The sequence below is a fragment of the Streptomyces nojiriensis genome (assembly GCF_017639205.1).
In the GTDB taxonomy this organism is placed as follows: domain Bacteria; phylum Actinomycetota; class Actinomycetes; order Streptomycetales; family Streptomycetaceae; genus Streptomyces; species Streptomyces nojiriensis.
Map to the genome: position 1 here is coordinate 5,562,615 of NZ_CP071139.1, position 24,934 is coordinate 5,587,548.

The 24,934-nt window shown below is 71.1% G+C and carries 22 protein-coding genes and 1 pseudogene; 15 read left to right on the forward strand and 8 right to left on the reverse strand.

Translation table 11 applies throughout. From position 1 onward, the window contains the following. Positions 1-316: 316 nt before the first annotated feature. A complete protein-coding gene (locus tag JYK04_RS41410) occupies positions 317-763 on the forward strand; it encodes a hypothetical protein (protein ID WP_229874974.1) in 447 nt (148 codons plus the stop codon). Here JYK04_RS41410 and JYK04_RS26060 read toward each other — a convergent pair. From JYK04_RS26060 to JYK04_RS26080, 5 genes are all read right to left on the reverse strand, one after another. Further along, positions 760-1,518 (reverse strand): succinate dehydrogenase iron-sulfur subunit, encoded by a 759-nt coding sequence (locus tag JYK04_RS26060; RefSeq protein ID WP_189733159.1) that lies wholly within the window; start codon positions 1,516-1,518, stop codon positions 760-762. The genes JYK04_RS41410 and JYK04_RS26060 overlap by 4 nt on opposite strands. Beyond that, positions 1,518-3,272: a succinate dehydrogenase flavoprotein subunit gene (gene sdhA, locus JYK04_RS26065; protein WP_189733157.1), complete on the reverse strand. Its 1,755-nt coding sequence runs from the start codon at positions 3,270-3,272 to the stop codon at positions 1,518-1,520. Before sdhA ends, JYK04_RS26060 begins: the two co-directional genes overlap by 1 nt. 23 nt (positions 3,273-3,295) lie before the next feature. Next, positions 3,296-3,778: a succinate dehydrogenase hydrophobic membrane anchor subunit gene (locus JYK04_RS26070; RefSeq protein WP_030712574.1), complete on the reverse strand. Its 483-nt coding sequence runs from the start codon at positions 3,776-3,778 to the stop codon at positions 3,296-3,298. A gap of 5 nt (positions 3,779-3,783) precedes the next feature. Next, positions 3,784-4,164, reverse strand: coding sequence for a succinate dehydrogenase, cytochrome b556 subunit (gene sdhC, locus JYK04_RS26075; protein ID WP_078892868.1), 381 nt, complete (start codon positions 4,162-4,164; stop codon positions 3,784-3,786). Between the two features lie 152 nt (positions 4,165-4,316). After that, on the reverse strand, positions 4,317-4,949 hold the full coding sequence (locus tag JYK04_RS26080; protein WP_189733155.1) for a 2-oxo-4-hydroxy-4-carboxy-5-ureidoimidazoline decarboxylase: 633 nt from the start codon (positions 4,947-4,949) through the stop codon (positions 4,317-4,319). Between the two features lie 340 nt (positions 4,950-5,289). Here JYK04_RS26080 and JYK04_RS26085 point away from each other — a divergent pair, with 340 nt between their 5' ends. Together JYK04_RS26085 and JYK04_RS26090 are read left to right on the forward strand one after the other, a co-directional pair. Further along, positions 5,290-6,033: an RNA polymerase sigma factor gene (locus tag JYK04_RS26085; RefSeq protein WP_189733742.1), complete on the forward strand. Its 744-nt coding sequence runs from the start codon at positions 5,290-5,292 to the stop codon at positions 6,031-6,033. Then, a complete protein-coding gene (locus JYK04_RS26090) occupies positions 6,033-7,073 on the forward strand; it encodes a hypothetical protein (protein WP_189733153.1) in 1,041 nt (346 codons plus the stop codon). The genes JYK04_RS26085 and JYK04_RS26090 overlap by 1 nt, the downstream gene beginning before the upstream one ends. Before the next feature lie 313 nt (positions 7,074-7,386). On the opposite strand, the gene JYK04_RS26095 is transcribed toward JYK04_RS26090, so the two are convergent. Then, complete coding sequence (locus tag JYK04_RS26095) at positions 7,387-8,271, reverse strand: L,D-transpeptidase family protein (protein ID WP_189733151.1); 885 nt, start codon at positions 8,269-8,271, stop codon at positions 7,387-7,389. Between the two features lie 206 nt (positions 8,272-8,477). Here JYK04_RS26095 and JYK04_RS26100 point away from each other — a divergent pair, with 206 nt between their 5' ends. Together JYK04_RS26100 and leuE are read left to right on the forward strand one after the other, a co-directional pair. Next, entirely contained in the window at positions 8,478-10,058 is a 1,581-nt protein-coding gene (locus JYK04_RS26100; protein ID WP_189733148.1) for an acyl-CoA mutase large subunit family protein, read from the forward strand. 45 nt (positions 10,059-10,103) lie between these two features. Next, complete coding sequence (leuE, locus tag JYK04_RS26105; RefSeq protein WP_189733146.1) at positions 10,104-10,754, forward strand: leucine efflux protein LeuE; 651 nt, start codon at positions 10,104-10,106, stop codon at positions 10,752-10,754. 6 nt (positions 10,755-10,760) lie between these two features. Here the strand turns inward: leuE and JYK04_RS26110 are convergent, their stop codons facing one another. Continuing rightward, positions 10,761-12,107, reverse strand: coding sequence for a polysialyltransferase family glycosyltransferase (locus JYK04_RS26110; protein ID WP_189733144.1), 1,347 nt, complete (start codon positions 12,105-12,107; stop codon positions 10,761-10,763). Beyond that, positions 12,107-13,090: a glycosyltransferase family 2 protein gene (locus JYK04_RS26115; RefSeq protein ID WP_189733142.1), complete on the reverse strand. Its 984-nt coding sequence runs from the start codon at positions 13,088-13,090 to the stop codon at positions 12,107-12,109. The genes JYK04_RS26110 and JYK04_RS26115 overlap by 1 nt, the downstream gene beginning before the upstream one ends. A gap of 176 nt (positions 13,091-13,266) precedes the next feature. Between JYK04_RS26115 and JYK04_RS26120 the strand changes: the two genes are divergently transcribed. The 10 genes and pseudogenes from JYK04_RS26120 to JYK04_RS26160 all read left to right on the forward strand — a co-directional run bounded on the left by JYK04_RS26120 (position 13,267) and on the right by JYK04_RS26160 (position 24,867). Beyond that, on the forward strand, positions 13,267-14,616 hold the full coding sequence (locus JYK04_RS26120; protein ID WP_189733141.1) for a DUF6716 putative glycosyltransferase: 1,350 nt from the start codon (positions 13,267-13,269) through the stop codon (positions 14,614-14,616). Continuing rightward, positions 14,613-14,978: pseudogene (locus JYK04_RS41415) on the forward strand (acylneuraminate cytidylyltransferase family protein); the annotation flags it as partial. The gene JYK04_RS26120 and the pseudogene JYK04_RS41415, both read left to right, overlap by 4 nt. Positions 14,979-15,407: 429 nt before the next feature. Then, positions 15,408-16,316 carry an N-acetylneuraminate synthase family protein gene (locus JYK04_RS41420; protein WP_229875020.1) on the forward strand — a complete coding sequence of 303 codons (909 nt, stop codon included), beginning with the start codon at positions 15,408-15,410 and terminating at the stop codon, positions 16,314-16,316. Positions 16,317-16,364: 48 nt separating this feature from the next. Next, complete coding sequence (locus JYK04_RS26130) at positions 16,365-17,537, forward strand: hypothetical protein (protein WP_189733137.1); 1,173 nt, start codon at positions 16,365-16,367, stop codon at positions 17,535-17,537. Positions 17,538-17,674: 137 nt separating this feature from the next. Further along, the gene (locus JYK04_RS26135) at positions 17,675-18,919 is read left to right on the forward strand and encodes an amidohydrolase (RefSeq protein ID WP_189733740.1); all 1,245 of its coding nucleotides are present in this window, start codon (positions 17,675-17,677) and stop codon (positions 18,917-18,919) included. A gap of 230 nt (positions 18,920-19,149) precedes the next feature. Beyond that, complete coding sequence (locus JYK04_RS26140) at positions 19,150-20,211, forward strand: BMP family lipoprotein (protein WP_030009881.1); 1,062 nt, start codon at positions 19,150-19,152, stop codon at positions 20,209-20,211. A gap of 231 nt (positions 20,212-20,442) precedes the next feature. After that, positions 20,443-22,101 (forward strand): ABC transporter ATP-binding protein, encoded by a 1,659-nt coding sequence (locus JYK04_RS26145; protein WP_189733738.1) that lies wholly within the window; start codon positions 20,443-20,445, stop codon positions 22,099-22,101. Beyond that, positions 22,098-23,213, forward strand: a complete 1,116-nt coding sequence (locus JYK04_RS26150; RefSeq protein ID WP_189733135.1) for an ABC transporter permease — start codon at positions 22,098-22,100, stop codon at positions 23,211-23,213. The genes JYK04_RS26145 and JYK04_RS26150 overlap by 4 nt, the downstream gene beginning before the upstream one ends. Continuing rightward, positions 23,210-24,472, forward strand: a complete 1,263-nt coding sequence (locus JYK04_RS26155) for an ABC transporter permease (protein WP_189733133.1) — start codon at positions 23,210-23,212, stop codon at positions 24,470-24,472. Before JYK04_RS26150 ends, JYK04_RS26155 begins: the two co-directional genes overlap by 4 nt. Next, positions 24,469-24,867, forward strand: a complete 399-nt coding sequence (locus JYK04_RS26160; RefSeq protein WP_189733131.1) for a cytidine deaminase — start codon at positions 24,469-24,471, stop codon at positions 24,865-24,867. Before JYK04_RS26155 ends, JYK04_RS26160 begins: the two co-directional genes overlap by 4 nt. Positions 24,868-24,934: the final 67 nt, after the last annotated feature.

A 24,934-nucleotide genomic window follows, 5' to 3' on the forward strand; every position in this document is an offset into this window, starting at 1 on the left:
CCCGTACCCCCGGTCCCGCAACCCAGGTCAGAGCGCCGCACGGACCGGAGCCGCGATGTGCCCCGCATCAACTCACGGTCCTCGCCCGCCGGAAGGAGGAAGCAGACGGCCGTCCCGGCGCCCGAACACTCCGCTCGCGGAACGGACCGTGGAGCCGGCCTTGCCCCGGACGACGGCGCCGCCGATCTCCGCGCGCATCAGCCCGCCCGTGCTGAGGCGGTCCACCGCCCTCGGCCCAGGCCCACGGTTCGATCTCACCGCCGCCGGCGAGCACCGGCGCGGGGACCGAGCGGTCACCGGGCTCCGGGGAGTACGTGTGGCCCAGCCCCAGCGGCCGGACGATGCGGCGCTGGATCCCGTCGGCGTAGGAGAGGCCGGCTTGGTGACGCTGCCGATACGGCGGACCGGCCAGGTGCGCTTCTACCCGGTCGGCGCCCCGCAGAACGAGGCGGGCGCGTACGGCGGCGACCACGCGGTGCGGGCGCGCGACGGCCGGGACCCCGTCGAGCCGCTGCCCCTCACGGAGATACCGGCGCTGGTGCTGAGCGAGGTGCTGCGGGACGTCGACCTCTTCGTGGGCGTGGCCGGCGTCGGCAATGACCCGGCCGGCTCCGCCGCTGAGCTCCTCGGGAACGTCGAAGGCCCCGCCCCCGGACGAACCGGGGACGGGGCCGAGACCGACGGACGGAGTCCGGCGCAGCGCCTCGCAGCCGGGGAGGCCCGCCAGGGCCGAGCCGTGCGAGAGGCGCGTCGAGAAGGCTAGAAGCGGCGCGTGATCAGCGCACGCTTGACTTCCTGGATCGCCTTCGTGACCTCGATGCCACGCGGGCACGCGTCGGTGCAGTTGAAGGTCGTGCGGCAGCGCCACACGCCGTCCTTGTCGTTCAGGATCTCCAGCCGCTGCTCGCCGGCCTCGTCACGCGAGTCGAAGATGAAGCGGTGCGCGTTGACGATCGCCGCCGGGCCGAAGTACTGGCCGTCGTTCCAGAACACCGGGCACGAGGACGTGCACGCGGCGCACAGGATGCACTTGGTGGTGTCGTCGAAGCGCTCGCGGTCCTCGGCGGACTGCAGACGCTCGCGCGTCGGCTCGTTGCCCTTGGTGACCAGGAACGGCATGACGTCGCGGTACGCCTGGAAGAAGGGCTCCATGTCGACGACAAGGTCCTTCATCACCGTGAGGCCCTTGATGGCCTCGACGGTGATCGGCTTCTCCGGGTTGATGTCCTTGATCAGCGTCTTGCAGGCGAGCCTGTTCTTGCCGTTGATCCGCATCGCGTCGGAGCCGCAGATGCCGTGCGCGCACGAGCGGCGGAAGGTCAGCGTGCCGTCGAGGTCCCACTTGATCTTGTGGAGACCGTCGAGCACGCGCTCCTTCGGGTCGATCTCGACCTGGAAGTCCTGCCAGGTCGACTCCTCGGAGATCTCCGGGTTGAAGCGGCGGATCCGGAAGGTGACCGTGATGAACGGCGAGGCGGCGGCCGCCGCCTCCATCTTGTCCAGGGTGGGGGTGGCCATCAGTACTTACGCTCCATCGGCTGGTAGCGGGTGACGACGACGGGCTTGTAGTCCAGGCGGACGGAATCCTTGCCGTCGGCGCCGACCTCGCGGTACGCCATGGTGTGGCGCATGAAGTTGACGTCGTCGCGGTTCGGGTAGTCCTCGCGGTAGTGACCGCCGCGGGACTCCTTGCGCGCCAGCGCGGACACGGCCATGACCTCGGCCAGGTCGAGCAGGTTGCCCAGCTCGATGGCCTCCAGCAGGTCCGTGTTGAAGCGCTTGCCCTTGTCCTGGACGGACACGTTCTTGTAGCGCTCGCGCAGCTCCGCGATCTTCTCGACCGCGGTCTTGATGGTCTGCTCCGTACGGAACACCATCACGCACGCGTCCATCGTCTCCTGGAGCTCCAGACGCAGTTCGGCGACCCGCTCGTTGCCCGTGGAGTTGCGCAGGTGCTCGACGAGGTCGGCGACCTGCTGCGCCGGGTTCTCCGGGAGCTCGACGTAGTCGTTCTCCTGGGAGTACTTGGCGGCGGCGATGCCGGAGCGCTTGCCGAAGACGTTGATGTCCAGCAGCGAGTTGGTGCCGAGGCGGTTCGCGCCGTGCACCGACACGCACGCGACCTCGCCGGCCGCGTAGAGGCCCGGGACGACGGTGGTGTTGTCGCTGAGGACCTCACCCTCGACGTTGGTCGGGATGCCGCCCATGGCGTAGTGCGCGGTGGGCTGGATCGGGATCGGGTCCGTGTACGGCTCGATGCCCAGGTAGGTGCGCGCGAACTCGGTGATGTCCGGGAGCTTCGCGTCGAGCTGCTCCGGCGGCAGGTGCGTCAGGTCCAGGTACACGTGGTCACCGGCCGGGCCGCAGCCGCGGCCCTCGCGGATCTCGGTGTAGATGGAGCGCGAGACGACGTCACGGGACGCGAGGTCCTTCATGACCGGCGCGTACTTCTCCATGAAGCGCTCGCCGTCCTTGTTGCGGAGGATGCCGCCCTCACCGCGGGCGCCCTCCGTCAGCAGGATGCCCATGCGCCAGATGCCCGTCGGGTGGAACTGGAAGAACTCCATGTCCTCCAGCGGCAGGCCGCGGCGGTAGCAGGCCGCCTGGCCGTCACCCGTGAGGGTGTGCGCGTTGGAGGTCACCTTGAAGAACTTGCCGGTGCCGCCGGAGGCGTAGATGACGGCCTTGGCCTGGAACACGTGGATCTCGCCGGTGGCGAGCTCGTACGCGACCACACCGGCCGACTTCTTGACGCCGTCCTCCTCGACGAGGAGCTGGTCGAGGACGTAGAACTCGTTGAAGAACTCCACGCCCTCCTTGACGCAGTTCTGGTACAGCGTCTGGAGGATCATGTGACCGGTGCGGTCCGCGGCGTAGCAGGACCGGCGGACCGGGGCCTCGCCGTGGTTGCGCGAGTGACCGCCGAAGCGGCGCTGGTCGATGGTGCCGTCCGGGGTGCGGTTGAACGGCAGGCCCATCTTCTCCAGGTCGAGGACCGCGTCGATGGCCTCCTTCGCCAGGATCTCGGCGGCGTCCTGGTCGACCAGGTAGTCACCGCCCTTGACCGTGTCGAAGGTGTGCCACTCCCAGTTGTCCTCTTCCACGTTGGCCAGCGCGGCGGCCATGCCGCCCTGCGCGGCGCCCGTGTGGGAGCGGGTGGGGTAGAGCTTCGTCAGCACGGCGGTGCGGCTGCGCTTCGTCGACTCGATGGCGGCGCGCATGCCCGCGCCGCCCGCGCCGACGATGACGGTGTCGTACTTGTGGATCTTCATTGGTTTCGCCTCAGCCCCGTTGCCTAGCGGATGTTCGGGTCGAAGGTGAAGATCACCAGCGTGCCCAGAAGGATGGTGAACACCGTGGCGGTGTAGAGCAGGCCCTTCAGCCACAGCCGCGTGTTGGCACGCTCCGCGTAGTCGTTGATCACGGTACGCAGGCCGTTGGCGCCGTGCAGCATGGCCAGCCACAGCATCAGCAGGTCCCAGACCTGCCAGAACGGGGACGCCCAGCGGCCGGCCACGAAGGCGAAGCCGATCTTGGACACGCCGCCGTCGAGCACCAGCTGGATCAGCAGGTGGCCGATGACCAGGACGACGAGCACGATGCCCGAGAGGCGCATGAAGAGCCACGCGACCATCTCGAAGTTCCCGCGGGTCGAGCGCGGGGTCTTGCCGGTCCGCTTGCGCGGGGCCTCGATGTAAGGCGCCGGGTTGTCCACGTCGTAGAGGGAAACGCCCTCCACGTCGCCGACTCCCTTTTCGAAAGAAGTGTCAGAAGACATGCGTGTCACTTCCCGAACAGTTCAAGGTAGGCGTGGCCCAGGACGGGGTACAGGGCCCCGACCATCAGCACGATCCAGATGCCCACGACGGTCCAGAGCATCTGCTTCTGGTAGCGCGGGCCCTTGGACCAGAAGTCCACGGCGATGACACGGAGACCGTTGAGCGCGTGGAAGAGGATGGCGGCCACGAGGCCGTACTCCAGCAGCGCGACGATCGGAGTCTTGTAGGTAGCCACGACATCGTCGTACGCCTCGGGGGAGACGCGGACGAGAGCGGTGTCGAGGACGTGTACGAACAGGAAGAAGAAAATGAGGACGCCGGTGACTCGATGAGCCACCCAGGACCACATTCCTTCCCGGCCGCGGTACAACGTTCCAGCCGGCACGGAAAACCCTCCGGAAGCGGGGCGGGGGCCAGCCGGCTTCTTTGTCGGTCGGGCCCGGCCGGGTACGGTCCTCCGGCCCCGGACATCGTAGCGACGCTTTGTCGGTTCCCTTGCGCGGGGGCCATCGGTGTGATCAAACAGGCACGTACGGGCTATCCCACAGGGGCGAATAGCCCGATTTCCGTGGCAGTCAGCCCATCCGGCGAGGTCAGCCAGCGTGTCAGATCCCGGAGCCGGGCCTGCGCGACACGGCGCAGCTCGTCCGCGGAGATCGAGCGCTCCTCGTCGACCTCGTGGCCCATCCTCCGGCGGATCGCGCCCAGCAGCTGGTCGGCCTGCTCCTCCGGAGGGTGTCCGTCGAGGCAGATCACGAAGGCGTGCCCGAACTTCCGTTCGTACTCCGCGTGGGCCGCGTCGAGGGCGAGCAGTGCGGCGTACGGGGCCCCGTGGTCCAGCTCCGCCGAGCACTCCGCAGCGAGCGCCTCGGTCAGATCGCCCTGCGAGAGGTCGTACGAGGCCTCGTCGGCGGCGGCGAGCAGGACCCCGGCGTCCGGGTAGGGGCGGTGCGCCGCCACCCGGTGCGCCCAGCGCCTGCTGCCGCAGCAGTGCAGCAGGACGGCCCGGGCGGCCTCGGGGGACAGGGCGTTGAACCGGGCCAGTCCGAAGCCGTGGGAAGGGGCGGAGCTTCCTGTGGATCCGGTCCGGGAGGTGCGCCCTGGGGCCTGTGCCGGAAGGTGGCTGGACAGCAGGGGGCTCCTCGGGGCGCGGCGGGGGTGTACCGCCACGCTATCGACGCAGGGCAGGGTGTGTCGTACCGATTCGGGGATTTCACCCGGAAGTGAGCCGAAAGGATGACGTGAGCGCCACGGGCAGGCATGGTGAGGGCCCCGGGAAGGGGAGGGCGACCGAGGCCGCCACCCCCCACAGGAGAGGCCCCGGCCGCCATCCGTCACGGGCTCGTGCGACAAGCCCGTACCCCTGTCAGCGCCTCGGGTGCGTTTTGTGTCACACCTCGCTCCGCACAGGATTGGTTGCGCGTTGTATCACTCGTGGACGAGAGGTGCTGGAAAGCCGTAACGTGCTGATTTGCGCCACACGTACAGGACAGTGAACGGGTTGGGGACTTTGCTGGGGGACGACGCGGAGCTGACCGCCGCGGTGCTCGCGGCACAGGACGGCGACGAGAACGCGTTCCGTGCTGTGTACCGCGCCGTGCACCCACGGCTGCTGGGGTACGTACGCACGCTCGTCGGCGACGGCGACGCCGAGGACGTGACCTCGGAGGCCTGGCTGCAGATCGCCCGCGACCTCGACTCCTTCACCGGTGACGCCGACCGCTTCCGCGGCTGGGCGGCCCGTATCGCCCGCAACCGAGCCCTCGACCACATCCGCATGCGCGGCCGCCGCCCCGCCATCGGCGGCGACGACACCGAGCTGACGAGCTGGGCCGCCGAGTGCGACACCGCGGGCGCGGCCATGGAGTCCCTCTCCACCGGGCGGACCATGGCGCTCATCGCACAGCTTCCGCAGGACCAGGCCGAGGCCGTCGTCCTGCGCGTCGTGGTCGGCCTGGACGCCAAGAGCGCGGCCGAGACCCTGGGCAAGCGGCCCGGCGCCGTACGGACCGCGGCCCACCGGGGCCTGAAGAAGCTGGCCGAGCTGCTCGGCCCGGAGGGCGGCTTCGAGCCGGAGTCGGAGACCGGCTCGGATCCGGGCCCGACGGTCGGCCATAATGCCCGTGGCCAGGCATGGGGCGGCGGGGGCGGGAGGGATCTCGACGCCGTACCCGCGCAGCGTGGCCGAGGCGGGGGCTTCGCAGAACAAACCGGTGTGACGGATTCACGTTGGCGGACGCAGAAGGACATGTGATGGCCGACGAGCGCAACAGGTGGCTGGACGAAGCCGCTGCGGAAAAACTGCTGCGCGGCGAACCGGTGGAACCTGTGGGGCCGGCCGCCGATCAGCGTGCCCGCGACGAGGCCGCCCGGCTGCGTGCCGCCCTGGACGCCCTGGGTGGCGGGAACGGTTCGCTGCCCGCGGGCACGGAACTGCCCGGTGAGGCCGCGGCGGTGGCCGCCTTCCGTACGGCGCGCGGCGGCGCGCGCCCTTCCGTGACGCCCCCCGTGGTGCCGGCGGCGGCCGCGTCCGCCGAACCCCTGGTCGACCTCGGCCGCATCGTTCCCGCCCCCGCCCCCCGACGCGGCCGGGCCGTGAGCTTCGGCCTGGCGGCGGCCCTGGCCAGTGTCGCCGTCGGCGGACTGGCCGCCGCGGCGGGCGCCGGACTGCTGGAGCGGTCCCGGCACGACACCGCGGGACCCGGTCCGGCGATGTCCGTGAGCGCGGGCGAGGACCCGGCCCCGGGCATCGGCAGCGGAGCTCCGAGCGCCAGCCCGAAGCCCACGCCCACCCCGCTGCCGAGTGGCTCGAATGTGACGGCCGTCCCGGGGACGGTGCAGCCGCCCGGTGCGGACGGGCGCGGTGCGACCCCCGGGAACGGCGCGAGCACCGGCGCCTCCTCGGGCTCGTCGGCGACGGCCGGCTCGGGCAAGGACATACCGGGCGGCTCGGCGGCCACGGGCGGCACGGGCGGCAAGGACGGCGACCGGGACACCTTCGTCGGCGGCGACACGGGCGGCAAGGACCGCGACCGGGACGGCGAGAGCCGTCTCAAGGTCACCGACCTCTGCACGGAGTTCAAGGCGGGCCGGCTCGACGAGGCCCGCCGTGAGCGGCTTTCGCGCCTGGCCAACGGCCTCACCCGGATCCCGGACTACTGCAAGTCGGTGCTCGACGACGGGGGCTCCGGCGGCCCCAAGCGCAGCGGCACCCAGCTGGGCGGGACGCTCAGGGCGCCGACCCTGACGCCGACGGTTCCGCGGGGTTCGGCCGACCCGCGCACCGGCCGCTGAAACGTGCGCCGAAACGTGCGCTGAGCTGCCTGTAACACTTTTCGAACCTGCGGCGCAGTACATATCGAGCCGACTGGTCATCGGCCGCGCATGAGCCGGGGTTCCCCCCGTACCCCTGGGCTCTGCGCAACCGGCGCGGGCGGGGCACGTTCCCCCGGCCCTGCCCGCGCCCATTACGTTCGGACCGGGAAACCGGACCGAGAACCAGGAAAGCCCGAGGCGATGCCTCGGGCTTCTTGCTTGCTTCCTGTCCGTCGCGGGCACGGGGCCTCGCGGGACCGGACACCGGTCCCGCCCCCGGCCCCGGTGGGCCTCACCAGTAGACGACGACCTTGTCGCCGACCTGCACCTGGTCGAACAGAGCCGACAGCTTGCCCTTGTCCCGGACGTTCACGCAGCCGTGCGAGGCCCCGTTGTAGCCGCGGGCCGCGAAGTCGGCCGAGAAGTGCACCGCCTGGCCGCCGCTGAAGAACATCGCGTACGGCATGGGCGTGTGGTAGAGCGTCGACGTCCACTCCTTGGCCTTCCAGCCCACGTTGAACACGCCCTCACGGGTCGGGGTGTTCTCGGAGCCGAAGCGCACGTCCATCGTGGAGACGACCTTGCCGTCGATCATCCAGGCGAGGGTGCGGCTCTCCTTGCTGATGCACATGACGCGGCCCTGCATGCAGCGCGGGTCCGGAGCGTCGACCTCGTTGACGGTCGAGGGACGCAGCTCGTCGGCGGTGGGCTTCTTGCTGGCGGCCTGGATCTTCTTCCAGGTGGCCTCGTCGACCGAGCCGGTCGCGTTCAGCCCGTTCTTCGACTGGTAGGACTTGACCGCGGCGGTCGTCTTGGAGCCGTAGAAGCCGGTCGGCGCGACCGACATCAGCTTGAGCTGGCGCAGTCGGGCCTGGAGCTCGCGCACCTGCTCGTTCTCGTCGCCGTTGGCCATGAGCTGCTTCACCGACGGTGAGGGGGAGGCGGAGGAGGAGGCCGACGCGGAGGGGGAGGCGGAGGCGGACGGCGACGCCGAGGCCTCGCCGGGCTTGTTGTCGGTGGAGGGTGAGGCTTCGGGGGAGCTGCCCGCCGTGGGCGAGGACGAGACCGAGGAGGCGGAGGCGGCGGGCTCCGTCTTCTGCGGTCCGCAGGCGGTCGCGGCGAGTGCGACGGCGGTTGCCACCCCGATCGTGCGGATTATGACTCTCTGGCGCTGCATTGCAGTCCCCCCGGTTTCTACGTCGTGTATCTAGGTGATGCTCCGCGTGCGTGGACAGTTGCGCTCGGCTCCGGGATGTTGCGCCATTGTGACCGGCAGCCGTCCGCATCCTTACGAAACGATGCGCGGCTGGGGGCGCCCCAGCGGTGGCCCGGGGGAGGTCCTGCCGGTCCCGGGCCCGCTTGCTCCATGGAGGACTACGTCACATGGCACACACCGAGAGCGGAATCCCCATCGAACCCGTCTACGGGCCCGGTGACCTGACGGGGTGGGACCCGGCGGCCGAGCTCGGGCAGCCGGGCGACTTCCCCTACACGCGGGGGATTTATCCGAACATGTACACCGGTCGGCCCTGGACGATGCGGCAGTACGCCGGCTTCGGCACGGCCGCCGAGTCCAACGCCCGCTACCGGCAGCTCATCGAGGGCGGCGGCACCGGGCTGTCCGTCGCCTTCGACCTGCCGACCCAGATGGGACACGACTCCGACGCGCCCCTCGCACAGGGCGAGGTCGGCAAGGTCGGCGTCGCCGTCGACTCGCTCGACGACATGCGGACGCTGTTCGACGGGATCCCCCTCGACCGGGTCTCCACCTCGATGACGATCAACGCGCCCGCGGCGCTGCTCCTGCTGCTCTACCAACTGGTGGCGGAGGAACAGGGCATTCCGGGCACGCAGCTGACGGGGACGGTCCAGAACGACGTACTGAAGGAGTACATCGCGCGCGGGACGTACATCTTCCCGCCCGGCCCCTCGCTGCGCCTGACGGCCGACACCTTCCGCTACTGCCGGGCCGAGATCCCCCGGTGGAACACCATCTCCATCTCCGGCTACCACATGGCCGAAGCCGGCGCCTCGCCCGCGCAGGAGGTGGCCTTCACCCTGGCCGACGGCATCGCCTACGTCCGTACGGCCCTGGCGGCCGGGATGGCGGTCGACGAATTCGCCCCCCGGCTCTCCTTCTTCTTCGTCGCCCGCACCACCCTGCTGGAGGAGGTCGCGAAGTTCCGCGCGGCCCGGCGGATCTGGGCCCGCGTCATGCGCGAGGACTTCGGGGCCCGGGACCCGAAGTCGCTGATGCTGCGCTTCCACACCCAGACCGCCGGCGTCCAGCTCACCGCCCAGCAGCCGGAACTCAATCTCGTACGGGTGGCCGTGCAGGCCCTGGCCGCCGTGCTCGGCGGCACCCAGTCGCTGCACACCAACTCCTTCGACGAGGCGATCGCGCTCCCGACCGAGAAGTCCGCCCGCCTCGCGCTGCGCACCCAGCAGGTCCTCGCGTACGAGACGGACGTGCCGCACACCGTGGACCCCTTCGCCGGGTCGTACGCGGTGGAGCGGATGACGGACGAGCTGGAGGCGGCGGCGCTCGCGCTGATGCGCCGGATCGAGGACCAGGGCGGGGCGGTGGCCGCGATCGAGGCCGGGTTCCAGAAGGCCGAGATCGAGCGGAACGCCTACCGCATCGCGCAGGAGACCGAGAACGGGGAGCGGGTGGTGGTCGGGGTCAACCGCTTCGCGCTGGAGCGCGAGGAACCGTACGAGCCGCTCCGCGTGGACCCGGCGATCGAGGCGCGGCAGTGCGCGGCGCTGACCCGGCTGCGGGCGGAGCGCGGCGGGGCGGCGGTGACGGCGGCGCTGGCCGCCCTGAGGGAGGCGGCGGCGGGGACGGCGAACGTGCTGTACCCCATGAAGGAGGCGCTGCGCGCCCGGGCCACGGTGGGGGAGGTGTGCGGGGCGCTGCGGGAGGTGTGGGGCACCTACGAGCCCGCCGGTTCCACCTGGTGAAACACACTGGCGCGACAGGTGCAACCTTGTGGGACACTCCTGCCCATGCTGGGTGTGACAGATCTTCCGACTTATCTCGCCGGCCTGGTGCTGATCATTCTGCTGCCGGGGCCGAACTCCCTCTACGTGCTCTCCGTGGCCGCCCGCCGCGGGGTGCGCACCGGCTACAAGGCCGCCGCCGGGGTGTTCACCGGCGACGCCGTGCTCATGCTGCTGACCGCCGTGGGCGCCGGGGCGCTGCTGCGGGCGAGCCCGCTGGTGTTCACCGTGGTGAAGTTCCTCGGGGCCGGCTACCTGGCGTGGCTGGCCGTGGGGATGATGCGGGGCGCCTGGGCGCTGTGGCGCACGCGCGCGGAGCGGGCCGAGGCGGAGGCAGCCGTCCCCGCCGACCCGGCCGAGAACGAGCGGCCCTACCGGCGGGCACTGCTGATCAGCCTCCTCAACCCGAAGGCCATCCTCTTCCTGATGTCCTTCTTCGTGCAGTTCGTGGACCCGTCCTACGCCTACCCGGCGCTGTCCTTCCTGCTGCTGGGCGGTCTGCTGCAGACCGGCAGCTTCCTGTACCTGACGATGCTGATCTTCGGCGGGACCCGTCTCTCGGCGGCCTTCCGGCGCCGCAAGCGGCTGTCGGCCGGGGCCACCTCGGCGGCGGGCGTGCTCTTCCTCGGCTTCGCGGCCAAGCTCGCCGTCAGCTGAGGCCCCTCAGCTGACGACGCGGCGCAGCCATCCCATCCGCCGCACGGCCCGGCGCACCGCCCGGCTGCGCGGCAGGAACGACAGCTGCGCCGGGATGCCGCCCGGCAGACCGAGCGCGGTCAGCCGGCGGCGCGTGAAGTACCGCCAGGTCTGCGGGGTCAGGCGCTTGGCCAGGTAGGCCTCGGCCGCCGGACGCCGCGCGGCCAGGATCTGCGGCTGCATGGTGAACCCGACGGCGGTGAGCAGTGCGGCCGGTTCCGCCCGGACCCGCTCGGCGGTCGGGGGCGTCCAGGTGCGGACGGCCTCGGCGTCGGCGAGGTCCGGAAGCAGGGCGTCCACCAGGGCCAGCGGGACCCGGTTGCTGTTCGGGTACGGGGTCAGGGCGGCCAGCACCGCGCCGGTGCCGGTCCGGGCCACCGGGAGCCCGTACAGCGTGGCGGCGGTCAGCAGCCCGGTGGAGAAGCAGCCGACGACCAGCGCGGGGCGCAGCCGCTGGTAGAGGGTCTCGGCCAGGACCGGGGCGGCGATCACGGTCAGCCGGGCGCCGAGCCGCTCGGCCTCCTCCTCGGCCCGGCGCCAGTACGCGGCCGGGGCGCCCGGGTGCGGTTTGAAGACCAGCTCCCGGTGGCCCAGGGCGTACGCGCCCCGCACCATCGACACGTGCAGCTCCTCCTCCTCGGCCAGGGTCATGAGGTCGAGCGCGGAGAGGTACTGGCCCAGCAGGAGGGCCGGGGGCCCGGCGGGCTCGGGCGCCTCGTCCGCGGTGGCCTCGGCGAGCTCCGCGAGGACCTTGAGGAACGGCTCCGTCGGCACCAGTTCCACCCGCACCCCGAACTCGGTCAGCAGCAGGGGCTCCAGCCCGGGTACCAGGTCCAGGTGGAGCACCCGCCGTACCCGCATCCCGAGCTGCGGGTCGAGGCGGAAGCGGGTGGGTCCGTAGCTCATGAGCCCGTCGGCGTAGACGTCGACGGCCGCGCCGGGGAACAGCCGGCACAGGCTCTGGGCCGGCGGGACCTGGAGGGACTCCACGATCAGCTCGACCCGGTCCTCACCCAGGTTCCACAGCGTGCGCAGTTGCCGCTCCCAGATCGGGACGTCCTCCGCGCGCGGGGCCCAGGTGCTCGGGTGCTGCGGCTCGATGACCCGGTTCCAGTCGAGGACCTCGTCGAAGCGGGGGCGCAGGGCGGCGAAGCCCGGCATGTCCGTGACCCCCGGGGTGACCTCGGCCGTGACGGCGTGGTTGCTGGTCAGCAGGATGCGGCGGCCGGCCGGCGGGAAGGAGCCCGCGTCGATGCCCGCCGCGAGCGTGGCCGCGCCGTAGAGGGTGGAGGCCAGGAAGATCTGGGTGGGCATCAGGCACCCGCTCCCGACGGGGCGGCGCGGCGGCCGGTGCGCAGGCGGCGCAGCACGGTGGAGCGCTCGACGTCCATCGAGTCCAGGACGTGGTCCAGTACGTCCTGCGGCATGCGGCCGAGCGCGGCCGAGCTCATGAGACGGAGTTTCTTGGCCACGTCCGGCTCGAACCTTTCGATGGACCCGAAATGGTGGGCGATAATTGCACAATAAGTCCGTACGGCTTTCGGGAGCAGTCGATCGGATTCCCGGTCGGCGATGACCTCCGCGAGCGCTTGATCGAATGCGCGGATGAAATCGAGCTGTCGTTCGTCTCCGACCTGCGTCAATGAGGTGGAAACCCCGCGACGGTAGAAGATACCGGGAAGCCCGACGGCGGCGAACGACTCCGCCTCCCGGTGCAGCCGCCAGATCCACGGCCGGTCCTCCGCGGTCCGCAGCCCGTCGGTGAAGTGCAGCAGCCCCCGGTCCAGCAGCCGCCGGTGGTACATCCCGGCCCAGGCGTACGGATAGTCCACCGAGGTGGCCCGGTCGGCGGGCAGGATCGCCGTGCGCGGCCCGGCGACCACCGACTGCGGGCCGTAGGGGACGCGCTGCACGCTCCGCGACCGGCCGGTGCACCGCACATGGTCGGTACGGACGAAATCGCAGCCCAGGGCCTCTATGGCGGCCAGCGTCCGGGCCAGGTGGCCGGGCGCCAGCCAGTCGTCCCCGTCCAGGAAGGCCAGGTACTCGCCGCGGGCCGCGTCCAGACCGGTGTTCCGGGCGGTGGCCAGGCCGCCGTTGCGCTCGTGTCTGAGGTGCACCGCACCCGGCAGCTCGCGCGCCGCCCGTTCCAGCAGGCCGGGCGTCCCGTCCGTCGAGCAGTCGTCGACGAGCAGGAACTCGAAATCCTCCCGGGCGTTGAGTTCGAGACTCTTCAGGGCGTCCGGTGCGTATGTCTGGACGTTGTAGAACGGCACGACAACAGAGAGCTTGGGCACCTGCGAGACATTAGGGCGCCGCCCGTCATTCACTGTGGCCCGTATGCGGAATCCATGTGAACGGCGCGGGGCGGGCGAGTTAACCTGCACGCTTTCGCATTTCGTCGACGCGTTGTTAACCCGCTGTTGTGCGGTCGTTGGGCCGATCACCGAAATCGCGGAATAGCTTCTGCCGCGTGCCAGAACGCAAACGCGTCGCCGTACTCGCCGATTCCGACACGCGATGGAAATGGGGCGCACTCACCGCCCGCCGTCTCGTACCCGACCACCAGCTCACCGGATTCCTGCTGCGCGGCCGGGCCACGCCCACCGCGCGCCAGCTCGGCGAGGTGGGGGTGCGGGCCGACCGGCTGTCCGAGGTGACCTGCGCCGAATTCCTCGCCGAGATCGAACGCGAGCGCTACGACGTGGTCGTCCTCGCGCTCGTCGGCGGGGCCGTCCAGGCCGTCCTGCACGGGGCCCGCGCCCTGTGGCCCGCCCCGGCCCGGCGCCCCGTCCTCGTCACCGGCTACGTGGGCGTCGTGTACGAGAAGCTCGCCGACGGGCTGCTGCTGCGCCACGGCGCCGACCTCGTCCTCGCCAACTCCCGCCACGACGCACAGCGGTTCCGCGCCGTGTACGAGGGCGTCGGCGCGGACGCCGCCGCCGTCACCGAGACCGCACTGCCCTTCCTGGGCGGAGCGCCGTACGAGCCGGCCGGGAGCCGGGCCCACACGGTGGTCTTCGCCGTCCAGCCCTCCGTGCCCGACAGCCGCGCCGACCGCGCCTACCTGCTGGAACGGGCCGCCGGACACGCCCGGCTGCACCCCGGTCGGGAAGTGCTGATCAAGCTGCGCAGCAAGCCCGGGGAGCACACCACGCACCTGGAGGAGCAGCCGTACCAGCGGCTCGCCGAGAAGATCCCGGGTGGACTGCCCGCCAACTGCCGCCTGGTGTACGGGAACATGGGCGAGGTCCTGGACGGCGCCGACCTGCTCGTCACCGTCTCCTCCACGGCCGCCCTGGAATCCCTGCACCGGTCCATCCCGACGGCGATCCTCACCGACCTCGGCATCCGCGAGGCCCTCGGCAACCACCACTTCCTCGGCTCCGGCTGCCTGGCCTCCTGGAACCAGATCGACTCCGGTCTGCTGCCGGTGGGGGACCCGGCCTGGCTGGCGGCGCAGGGCGTCCTGCCCGCTGCCCACACCGCTGCGGACACGGCTGCGGGCACGGCTGCGGACACGGGCGCGGACGCCTACGCCGTCGCCCGGGCCAAGGTCGCCGGACTGCTCGCCGCCGCCCGGCTGCCCTCGCCCGCCCCGTACTACACGCGCACCACCGCCCCCGGATACCTCCCCGGGATCCTCGCCCGCCACCACCTCGCGCCCGACGGCACCCCGCTGCCCGGCGCGGTGCGCCCCGCGGCGGGGGAGTCCCGGCTGCGCCGCCGGCTCCGCGCCCACCTGCGCGAGGCCGCCCGCGGGGCCTACCGGCACGGCGTCCAGCGCGTGGCCCCGGTGATCCGCAGGCTGGGGGAGCTGTGAGGGTCCTCGCCGTCATCCCGGCCCGCGGCGGCTCCAAGGGAGTCCCCGGCAAGAACCTCGCCGAGGTCGCCGGCACCCCGCTCGTCGCCCGCGCCGTCCTGGCCTGCCGGGACGCGCCGACCGTCACCGACGTGGTGGTCTCCACCGACTCCGAGGCCATCGCCGCCGCCGCCCGCGCCGCCGGAGCCGACGTCATCGCCCGCCCCACCGCGATCTCCGGTGACACCGCGAGCAGCGAGGCCGCCGTCCTGCACGCCCTCGCCGCCTTCGAGGAACTGCACTCCCTCGCCGTGGACGTGGTCCTCCTCGTCCAGTGCACCAGCCCCTTCCTCGCCACCTCCGACGTCGAGTCGGTCGCCGTGGCCGTCGCCTCCGGGGCGGCCGACTCGGCCCTGACCGTGGCCCCGTTCCACGGGTTCCTCTGGCGGGAGGGGGCCGACGGCTCCGGGGCCGGGGTCAACCACGACGCCGCGTACCGCCCCCGGCGCCAGGACCGGCCGCAGGACCTGCTGGAGACCGGCGCCGCCTACGCCATGGACGCCGCCGGCTTCCGTACCGCCCGGCACCGGTTCTTCGGCCGCACCCTCCCCGTCGCCACCGACCCCGCGCGGGTCCTGGAGGTCGACGACCCGCACGACCTGGACCGCGCCCGACTGCTCGCCCCCCTGCTCGACCCGCGCCCCGGAGCACACCCCGCACAGCCCGCCCCGGACCACGACGCGCACCCCGGCCCGAAACCCGACCCGCAGCCCACACCCCGTACACCCCCGCACCGAAGGACGCCTCCTGCCATGACGACCCTCCCCGACTCCCGCCTGCGTACCTTCGGCTCCCGCACCGCGGGCCCCGGCCGCCCCGTCTACGTCGTCGGCGAGATCGGCATCAACCACAACGGCGACCTCGGCAACGCCTTCGCCCTCATCGACGCCGCCGCCGAAGCCGGCTGCGACGCCGTGAAGTTCCAGAAGCGCACCCCGGAGATCTGCACCCCGCGCGACCAGTGGGACATCGAACGCGACACCCCCTGGGGCCGGATGACCTACATCGACTACCGCCACAAGGTCGAGTTCGGCGAGGACGAGTACCGCGCCATCGACGACCACTGCGCCAAGCGCGGCATCGACTGGTTCGCCTCCCCGTGGGACACCGAGGCCGTCGCCTTCCTGGAGAAGTTCGACGTCCCCGCCCACAAGGTGGCCTCCGCCTCCCTCACCGACGACGAGCTGCTGCGCGCCCTGCGCGCCACCGGCCGCACCGTCGTGCTGTCCACCGGCATGTCCACCCCGCAGCAGATCCGCCACGCGGTGGAGGTGCTCGGCAGCGCCAACATCCTTCTCTGCCACGCGACTTCGACGTACCCGGCCAAGGCCGAGGAGCTCAACCTGCGGGTGATCAACACCCTGCGGGAGGAGTACCCGAACGTACCGATCGGCTACTCCGGCCACGAGACGGGCCTGCAGACCACCCTCGCCGCGGTCGCCCTCGGCGCCACCTTCGTCGAGCGCCACATCACCCTCGACCGCGCCATGTGGGGCTCCGACCAGGCCGCCTCCGTCGAGCCCGGCGGCCTCACCCGCCTGGTCCGCGACATCCGCACCATCGAGACCGCCCTCGGCGACGGCGTCAAGCGCGTCTACGAGTCCGAGCTCGGCCCCATGAAGAAGCTCCGCCGCGTCCGGGGCGAGCTCGCAGCCGTCTGACGCCCCGCCCGGCGCGTACGCGTTCCGTCCCCCGACAAGGAGCACGTGGTGACCCCCTCCAGCCCCTCCGCCTCCACCCTGGCGTTCGTCGAGAGTCCGGTCCAGCTCCTGAACGTGCTGGAGTGGGCGTACGCGCGCCCCGGAGGGCAGCCGCAGCTGGACGGCGTCCCGCGCCAGCGGGGGCGCCGCGCCGGCGGCGGGGACCTGCCCGGCCCCGCCGCCCCCCGGCCGGCGGGCGCCGAGTCACCCCTGCGGATCGTCGTCCTGCCGCCCACCGACCCGATGTCCCGCGGCCAGCTGCGCCGGGTGGCCGCGCTGGCGCGGGACGAGGGGCACGAGGTCCGGTGGCAGGAGGCGCGCGGCAGCCGGTTCGCACCGCTGAAGGCGCTCGCCGCGCTGGCGCGCGACGTGCGCGCCGCGCGCACGGTCGTCGTCGGAGACCCCTTCTCGCGCTACGTCCAGCTGCTGCTCACCCTCGTGCGCGCCGAGGAGCTCGTCGTGGTCGACGACGGCACCGCCACCATGGAGTTCATGGCCCAGACCGCCCGCGGCGAACGCCTCGTACGGTGGCACCGGGTCGGCGGCGGACTGCCCGGCCGGGTCCGCGAGCTGGCGTACGCACCCGTCTCGGCGACCGCGCGCCGCCGCTTCACCCCGGCCGCGCACCGCGGCCACCGCGTCGAGGTCTTCAGCTCGATGCCCGTCACCGCCCACGGCGGGATGACGCTGCGGGTCAACGACTTCGCCTGGACCCGTGCCCGGTTCGGCCCGCCCCGGCTGACCAAGGGCACCGACCTGGTCGGCACCTCGCTCGTGGAGACCGGGGTGGTGGACCCGGACCGCTATCTGGACGCCGTGCGCGCCCTGACCCTGGAGCACGGGGCCACCCGCTACTTCGCCCACCGCCGCGAGTCCCCGGAGAAGCTGCGCGCCCTGAGCCGGGCCACGGGACTGGAGATCGTGCGCCCGGACCTGCCGCTGGAGCTGATCGCCCGGCGCGGACCGGTCGGCCGGACGATCGTCAGCTTTCCGTCCACCGTCGTCCACACGCTGCCGTACGCCCTGACCGGTACCGGTGTCACGGTCGCCGTATGCGATGTGGACCCCGCCTGGCTCACCGGGTCCGCCTCCCCGCGCGCCCGCAGCTTCCTCGCGGGGGTCACCGACACGGCCCGTGATGTGCGCAGACTGCCTGCCCAGGCGGCTCCCACGGCCGGATGAGCGCGCGAGTTTACCCCCGGGCGCATCCGGTCATGCGTCCAGAGGCCGGGTTTCTTTCCCCTAACGGCATGAACTTTTCGTGATCCCCGGCCAGTTGACCCGTCCGTGGGCCTACCCTTCAACGGGTGAACCAGTTGATGTCCCGCGAGTCCCAGACCGCCCAGCCCGCCGCGTCCGACCGGCCCGAGCTGCCCGGCAAGCTTCCGGACCACCTGCGTACCGAACTGATCGCCTTCCGCCGGGACTTGCACATGCACCCGGAGCTCGGACACCAGGAATTCCGTACCACCGCGGCGATCAAGGCCCGGTTGGAGAAAGCCGGCCTGCGACCACGGGTGCTGAAGTCCGGCACGGGCCTGATCTGTGACGTGGGCACCTGGGACGGGGGCCGGCCGATGCTGGCCCTGCGCGCGGACATCGACGCCCTGCCCATCCCGGATGCCAAGACGCACGTCTCGTACCGCTCGACCTTCGCGGACCGCGCCCACGCCTGCGGCCACGACGTGCACACCGCGGTGGTCCTCGGCGCCGGGCTGGTCCTCGCCGAGCTCGACCGGCAGGGGCTGCTGCCCCGCCCCGTGCGGCTGCTCTTCCAGCCCGCCGAGGAGGTGCTCCCGGGCGGGGCCACCGACGCCCTCGAGTCCGGGGTCCTGGACGGGGTCGGCCGGATCGTCGCCGTGCACTGCGACCCCCGGGTCGACGCGGGGCGCATCGGGCTGCGGGCGGGCCCCATCACCTCCGCCTGCGACCGGCTGGAGGTCACCCTCTCGGGCGCCGGCGGGCACACCGCGCGGCCGCACCTGACCACCGACCTGGTGACGGCCGCCGCCCGGGTGGCCGTCGACGCCCCGGCGCTGCTGGCCCGCCGGATGGACGCCCGCTCGGGCATGTCCGTCACCTGGGGCCGGATCGAGGCCGGGCACGCCTGCAACGTCATCCCGATGCACGCCGAGCTCTCGGGAACCGTGCGCTGCCTGGACCTGAACGCCTGGCACGAGGCGCCGGACATGATCCACGCGGCGATCGACGAGATCGCGACCATGCACGGGGCCAAGTTCGAGATCAACCACGTGCGCGGGGTGCCTCCGGTGGTCAACGACCCGGTGATCACCGAGCTGCTGCGGGAGGCGATGGGCGTCCGCTGCGGAGCGGAGTCGGTCGAGGACACCGAGCAGAGCCTGGGCGGAGAGGACTTCTCCTGGTACCTGGAGCACGTTCCGGGCGCGATGGCCCGGCTGGGGGTCCGGGCGCCCGGGGACACCGCCCAGCGTGATCTGCACCGCGGTGACTTCGACGTGGACGAGGCCGCGATCGGCGTCGGCGTGGAGTTCTTCACGGCCGCCGCACTGATCGACGGGCGTCGCGCCGGGGCTGGGAGGTAGCCGGCCGGTCCGAACTCCCTACAACATCGGCGGGCCTCCCGGTGGGCATGTCCAGCCCTTGGTACGCAAGGGCTGGGCACGTAAGGAGTCACCAATCGGTCACTGTCCGGTTCGCGACGATCCGATAACGACTCATGAACGGGCCTTTAACTGACATCTACGCGCGTTACGATCGCCGCGAAACCAGCGCCGGTCGTGGCGCTTCGGTCAGGTTTTGAAGGAGCCTCCCCTTGCGCCGGATCACCAGGATCGCCACCGTGGGCATCGCGTCCGCGGCGCTGGCCCTCTCGGCCACCGCCTGTGGCGGAAAGAAGTCGTCGGACGCCTCGTCCTCCCCCTCGGAGTCGGGTCAGAAGTCCGCAGCCATCGCGTACGACATCGGTGGCCGCGGCGACCAGTCGTTCAACGATGCCGCCTACGCCGGCCTGAAGAAGGCCGAAACGGACCTGAAGGTCAAGACCGCCGAGGCGGAGCCCACCGACGGTGAGGGCGAGGCCGACAAGGTCCAGCGCCTCACCGAGCTCGCCCGTAAGGGCAACAACCCGGTCATCGGCGTCGGCTTCGCCTACGCCCCGGCCATCAAGAAGGTCGCGCCGAAGTTCCCGAACACCACGTTCGGCATCATCGACGACACCTCGGTCACCGGCCCGAACATCGCCAACCTCGTCTTCAACGAGGAGCAGGGCTCCTACCTGGCCGGCGTCGCCGCCGCCAAGGCGTCCAAGACCGGCACGGTCGGCTTCATCGGCGGTGTCGAGGTTCCGCTGATCAAGAAGTTCGAGGCGGGCTTCACCCAGGGCGTCAAGGACACCAACCCGAACGCCAAGGTGCTCTCCGCGTACCTGACGCAGCCGCCGAACTTCGACGGTTTCGCCAAGCCCGACCTCGGCAAGGCCGCCGCGCTGGGCCAGCTCGACGCGGGCGGCGCCGACGTGGTCTACGCCGCTGCCGGTCTCGCCGGCTCGGGCGCCATCGAGGCCGCCTCCTCCAAGGGCAAGTGGGCCATCGGTGTCGACTCCGACCAGTACAACCAGGCCGGTCTGGCGAAGTACAAGGACTCGATCCTGACCTCGGTCACCAAGGACGTCGAGGACTCGGTCTTCAACCTGATCAAGTCGGTCGAGGACGGCAAGCCGACCACCGGTGAGATCCGCTACGGCCTGGACAAGGACGGCGTCGGCCTGGCCGACTCCAACCCGAAGTACAAGGAGATGGCCGACGTCGTCGCCGCGGTCGAGAAGGCCAAGGCCGACATCATCGCCAAGAAGATCACCGTCAAGACCGCGCCGTAAGGCCGTTCCTGACATGTAGTCCTGGTCTCCGGGGTCCGGGAAGCGGTCACTATCGCTCCCGGGCCCCGTGCCACGTTCTGTGATCATTAGTCTGTGACCACGCGGCCTGCCTGGCCGCAAGTTTTCACTTCCGACAGTGCTACGCGCGTAGAAGCATCGTGGACGCGATACTTTCTCTCCCCGCCCTGTCCCCCCTGCCTTCCGCTCCTTCCGCGCCAAGGAGAGTGCGTCATCAACGCGTCCAGCCCGCCCCACGCCGTAGAACTGCACGGCATCACAAAGCGCTTCCCCGGCGTCGTCGCCAACAAGGACATCGCGATCACCGTCCGCAAGGGCACGGTCCATGCCTTGATCGGTGAGAACGGCGCCGGCAAGTCGACTCTGATGAAGATCCTCTACGGCATGCAGAAGCCGGACGAGGGCACCATCGCCATCGACGGGGAGCAGGTCTCCTTCAACACTCCCGGCGACGCCATCGCCCGCGGCATCGGCATGGTGCACCAGCACTTCATGCTCGCCGACAACCTCACCGTCCTGGAGAACGTGGTTCTCGGCGGCGAGAAGCTGTACGGCATCGGCGCCAAGGCCCGCAAGAAGATCAAGGAGATCTCGGACGCGTACGGCCTCGGCGTACGCCCCGACGTCCTGGTCGAGGACCTCGGTGTCGCCGACCGGCAGCGCGTGGAGATCCTCAAGGTCCTCTACCGCGGCGCGAAGATCCTCATCCTCGACGAGCCGACCGCCGTGCTCGTGCCGCAGGAGGTGGACGCACTCTTCGACAACCTGCGCGAGCTCAAGTCCGAGGGCCTGACCGTCATCTTCATCTCGCACAAGCTGGGCGAGGTCCTGAAGGTCGCCGACGACATCACCGTCATCCGGCGCGGCACCACGGTCGGCACCGCCGACCCCAAGACCGCCACCCCCAAGCAGCTCGCCGAGCTGATGGTCGGTGCGGAGCTGCCCTCGCCGGAGACCCGCGAGTCGACCGTGACCGACGTTCCGATGCTCCAGGTGACGGGCCTGACCCTCGCGGCGAGCGACGTCGTCGTCGCCGAGCCGGAGGTTCTGGTGCCCGCGCCCGCCGCGGACTCCGCCACCGTGGAGAACGTCGGGGCCGGCCGGCTCCTGCTGGACGACGTCAACCTCACGATCCACAAGGGCGAGATCCTCGGCATCGCCGGTGTCGAGGGCAACGGCCAGACGGAGCTGATCGAGGCCCTCATGGGCATGGCCGCCGCCGACGCGGGCGTGATCACGCTGGACGGCAAGGACATCACCAAGACCTCGGTGCGCAAGCGCCGCGAGGGCGGCATCGGCTACATCCCCGAGGACCGCCACCGCCACGGCCTGCTGCTGGAGTCCCCGCTCTGGGAGAACCGGATCCTCGGCCACGTCACCGAGGCGCCCAACTCCAAGAAGGGCATCCTCGACCCGAAGGCGGCCCGCAAGGACACCGAGCGGATCGTGCGCGAGTACGACGTCCGCACGCCCGGCATCGACGTCACGGCGGCCTCGCTCTCCGGCGGCAACCAGCAGAAGCTGATCGTCGGCCGCGAGATGAGCCACAACCCGAAGTTCCTCATCGCCGCCCACCCCACCCGCGGTGTGGACGTCGGCGCGCAGGCGCAGATCTGGGACGCGATCCGCGAGGCCCGTCGCGAGGGCCTGGCCGTGCTGCTGATCTCCGCCGACCTGGACGAGCTCATCGGCCTGTCCGACACCCTGCGCGTGATCTACCGCGGCCGCCTGGTGGCCGACGCCGACCCCGCGACCGTCACCCCCGAGGAGCTCGGCACCGCGATGACGGGCGCCGCTTCGGGGCACCTGGAAGCAACCGACAACCACTCCGCCGCTGCCAACGGTGACACGACGGAGGACGAGGCCCGATGAAGACATTCGACAAGGACCGGCTGATGCTCGCCATCGCCGGGCCCCTGCTCGCGCTGGTGTCCGCCTTCGCGCTGACCATGATCGTGCTGGCGGCGACGGGCATCAACCCGATCGAGCCGCTGCGCATCATGGTCGAGAACGGCGGCTACGAGGACATCCAGGTCCTCATCGTCAACCAGGCCGGCACGTACTACCTGGCAGCCCTGGCCGTCGCCATCGGCTTCCGGATGAACCTCTTCAACATCGGCGTGGACGGCCAGTACCGCCTCGCCGCGATGATCTCCGCCGTGGTCGGTGGCGCCATCGTGCTGCCCGGCCCCCTGCACATCCTGCTGATCGTGGTCGTCGCGATGCTGACGGGTGCCGCCTGGGCCGGTATCGCGGGCGTCCTGAAGGCCAAGCGCGGGGTCAGCGAGGTCGTCTCGACGATCATGCTGAACGCCATCGCGACCAGCCTCATCGCCTGGCTGCTCCTGCCGAAGAACCTCGGCGTCCAGGTCGAGGGGTCCAACGACCTCACCACCGGCGAGATCGCCCAGTCCGGCTGGTTCCCGGCGCTCTCCCTCGGCGACTCGGGCGAGATCTACGGCTTCACCTTCGTGGCCTTCGCCCTCGGCATCGTCTACTGGTTCGTGCTCAACCGCACCCGTTTCGGCTTCGACCTGCGCGCCAGCGGCGCGAGCGAGTCCGCCGCCGCGGCCTCCGGTGTCGACTCCAAGAAGATGATCATCACCGCGATGCTCATCTCCGGCGCCGTCGCCGGTCTGTCCGGCATGCCGGTGCTGCTCGGTGAGAGCCACACGTACACCCTCGTCTTCCCCGTGGGCGTCGGCTTCACCGGCATCACCATCGCCCTGCTCGGCCGTAACAGCCCCGTCGGCATCTTCTTCGCCGCCCTCCTGATGGCCTTCATCGACAAGGCGTCCGCCGGCCTCGACACGGCCGGCTACGCCAAGGAGATCGGCACGATCATGAAGGGCCTGATCGTGATCGCGGTGGTCGTCTCCTACGAGCTCATCCGCCGCTACGGCATCCGCCGCCAGCAGCAGAAGGTCGGCGAGGAGCTGGCCGCGGGCCACGCCATGAAGACCGAGAAGGAGGTCGCGGCGTGAGCGCCAGCACCGTTTCCACGAAGAAGGCGGCACCCGCCACGGGCAGCCGCAAGAAGCTCACCCTGCCCTGGATCCTGCTGATCGTCGCGGGCGCCCTCGCGCTGGTCTCCGTGGTCCGCCTGATCTCCGGGGCCAACGACCTGACCTCCGTCGGCCAGGTCTCCGGCGCCCTCTCCCTCGCCGTGCCGATCGGCCTCGCCGGTCTCGGCGGTCTGTGGGCCGAGCGCGCGGGCGTCGTCAACATCGGCCTCGAAGGCATGATGATCCTCGGCACCTGGTTCGGTGCCTGGGCCGGTTACCAGTGGGGCCCGTGGACCGGTGTGCTCGTCGGCATCGCCGGCGGCGCCGCCGGCGGCCTGCTGCACGCGATCATCACGGTGACCTTCAACGTCAACCACATCGTCTCCGGTGTGGCCGTGAACATCCTGGCGCTGGGCTTCACCCAGTACCTGTCGAACTTCACGTTCGCCGAGGCCCCGGGCGGCTCCTCCAAGCAGTCCCCGCAGGTCGAGCCGATCGCCAAGATCACCATTCCAGGCCTGTCGGACTGGATGGCCGACCTCCAGGCCAAGCACTGGTTCTTCATCTCGGACCTGGCCGGCGTCATCGGCGGTCTGGTCACCGAGATCTCGCTGCTGACCATCGTGGCCCTGCTGCTGATCCCCGGTACCTGGTGGGTGCTGTGGCGGACCTCCTTCGGTCTGCGCCTGCGCTCCTGCGGTGAGAACCCGATCGCCGCGGAGTCCCTCGGCGTCAACGTCTACAAGTACAAGTACATCGCCGTGATCGTCTCGGGCGCCCTCGCGGGCCTCGGCGGCGTGTACCTGTCCGAGGTCGCGAGCCCCATCTACCAGGAGGGCCAGACCGGCGGCCGCGGCTACATCGGTCTCGCCGCGATGATCTTCGGTAACTGGATGCCGGGCGGCATGGCGCTCGGCGCCGGCCTGTTCGGCTTCATCGACAGCCTCAAGCTGCGCGGTGGCGCCGAGAACGTCCACGCGATGCTGCTGCTGATCGCGATCCTGCTGGTGCTCGTCTGCGTCTGGCAGCTGTACAAGAAGAAGTACATCCAGGCCGGCGTCGCGGCCGTCTTCGCCGCGCTGCTGTTCCTCTGGTACGCGACGACGGACTCGGTGCCGAGCCAGTTCGTGGACGCCGCTCCGTACCTGACCACGCTGCTCGTGCTCGCCCTGTCGGCGCAGCGCCTGCGGATGCCCAAGGCGGACGGCATGCCGTACCGCAAGGGTCAGGGCAAGTGACCCCCGGCGTGTCGGTGGACTGGGAAGCCCTGCGGACGTCCGCCCGGGAAGCGATGACCCGGGCGTACGCCCCGTACTCGGGCTTCCCGGTCGGGGTCGCCGCCCTGGTCGACGACGGCCGCGTCGTGACCGGCTGCAACGTCGAGAACGCCAGCTACGGGCTGGGCCTGTGCGCCGAGTGCGGACTCGTCTCCTCCCTCCAGGCGACCGGCGGCGGCCGCCTCACGCACTTCACGTGCGTGGACGGCAAGGGCGAGATCCTCGTCCCGTGCGGCCGCTGCCGCCAGCTGCTCTACGAATTCGGCGGCGACGAGCTGCTGGTGGAGACCCCGGACGGGATCCTCCCGCTGGCGGCGATGCTGCCGCAGGCCTTCGGGCCCGACCACCTGAGATAGCCGTGCCGACGGCCCTTCGCCCCTGCCGGGGCGGAGGGCCGTCGCACTTCCGTTCCCGAACCCCTCA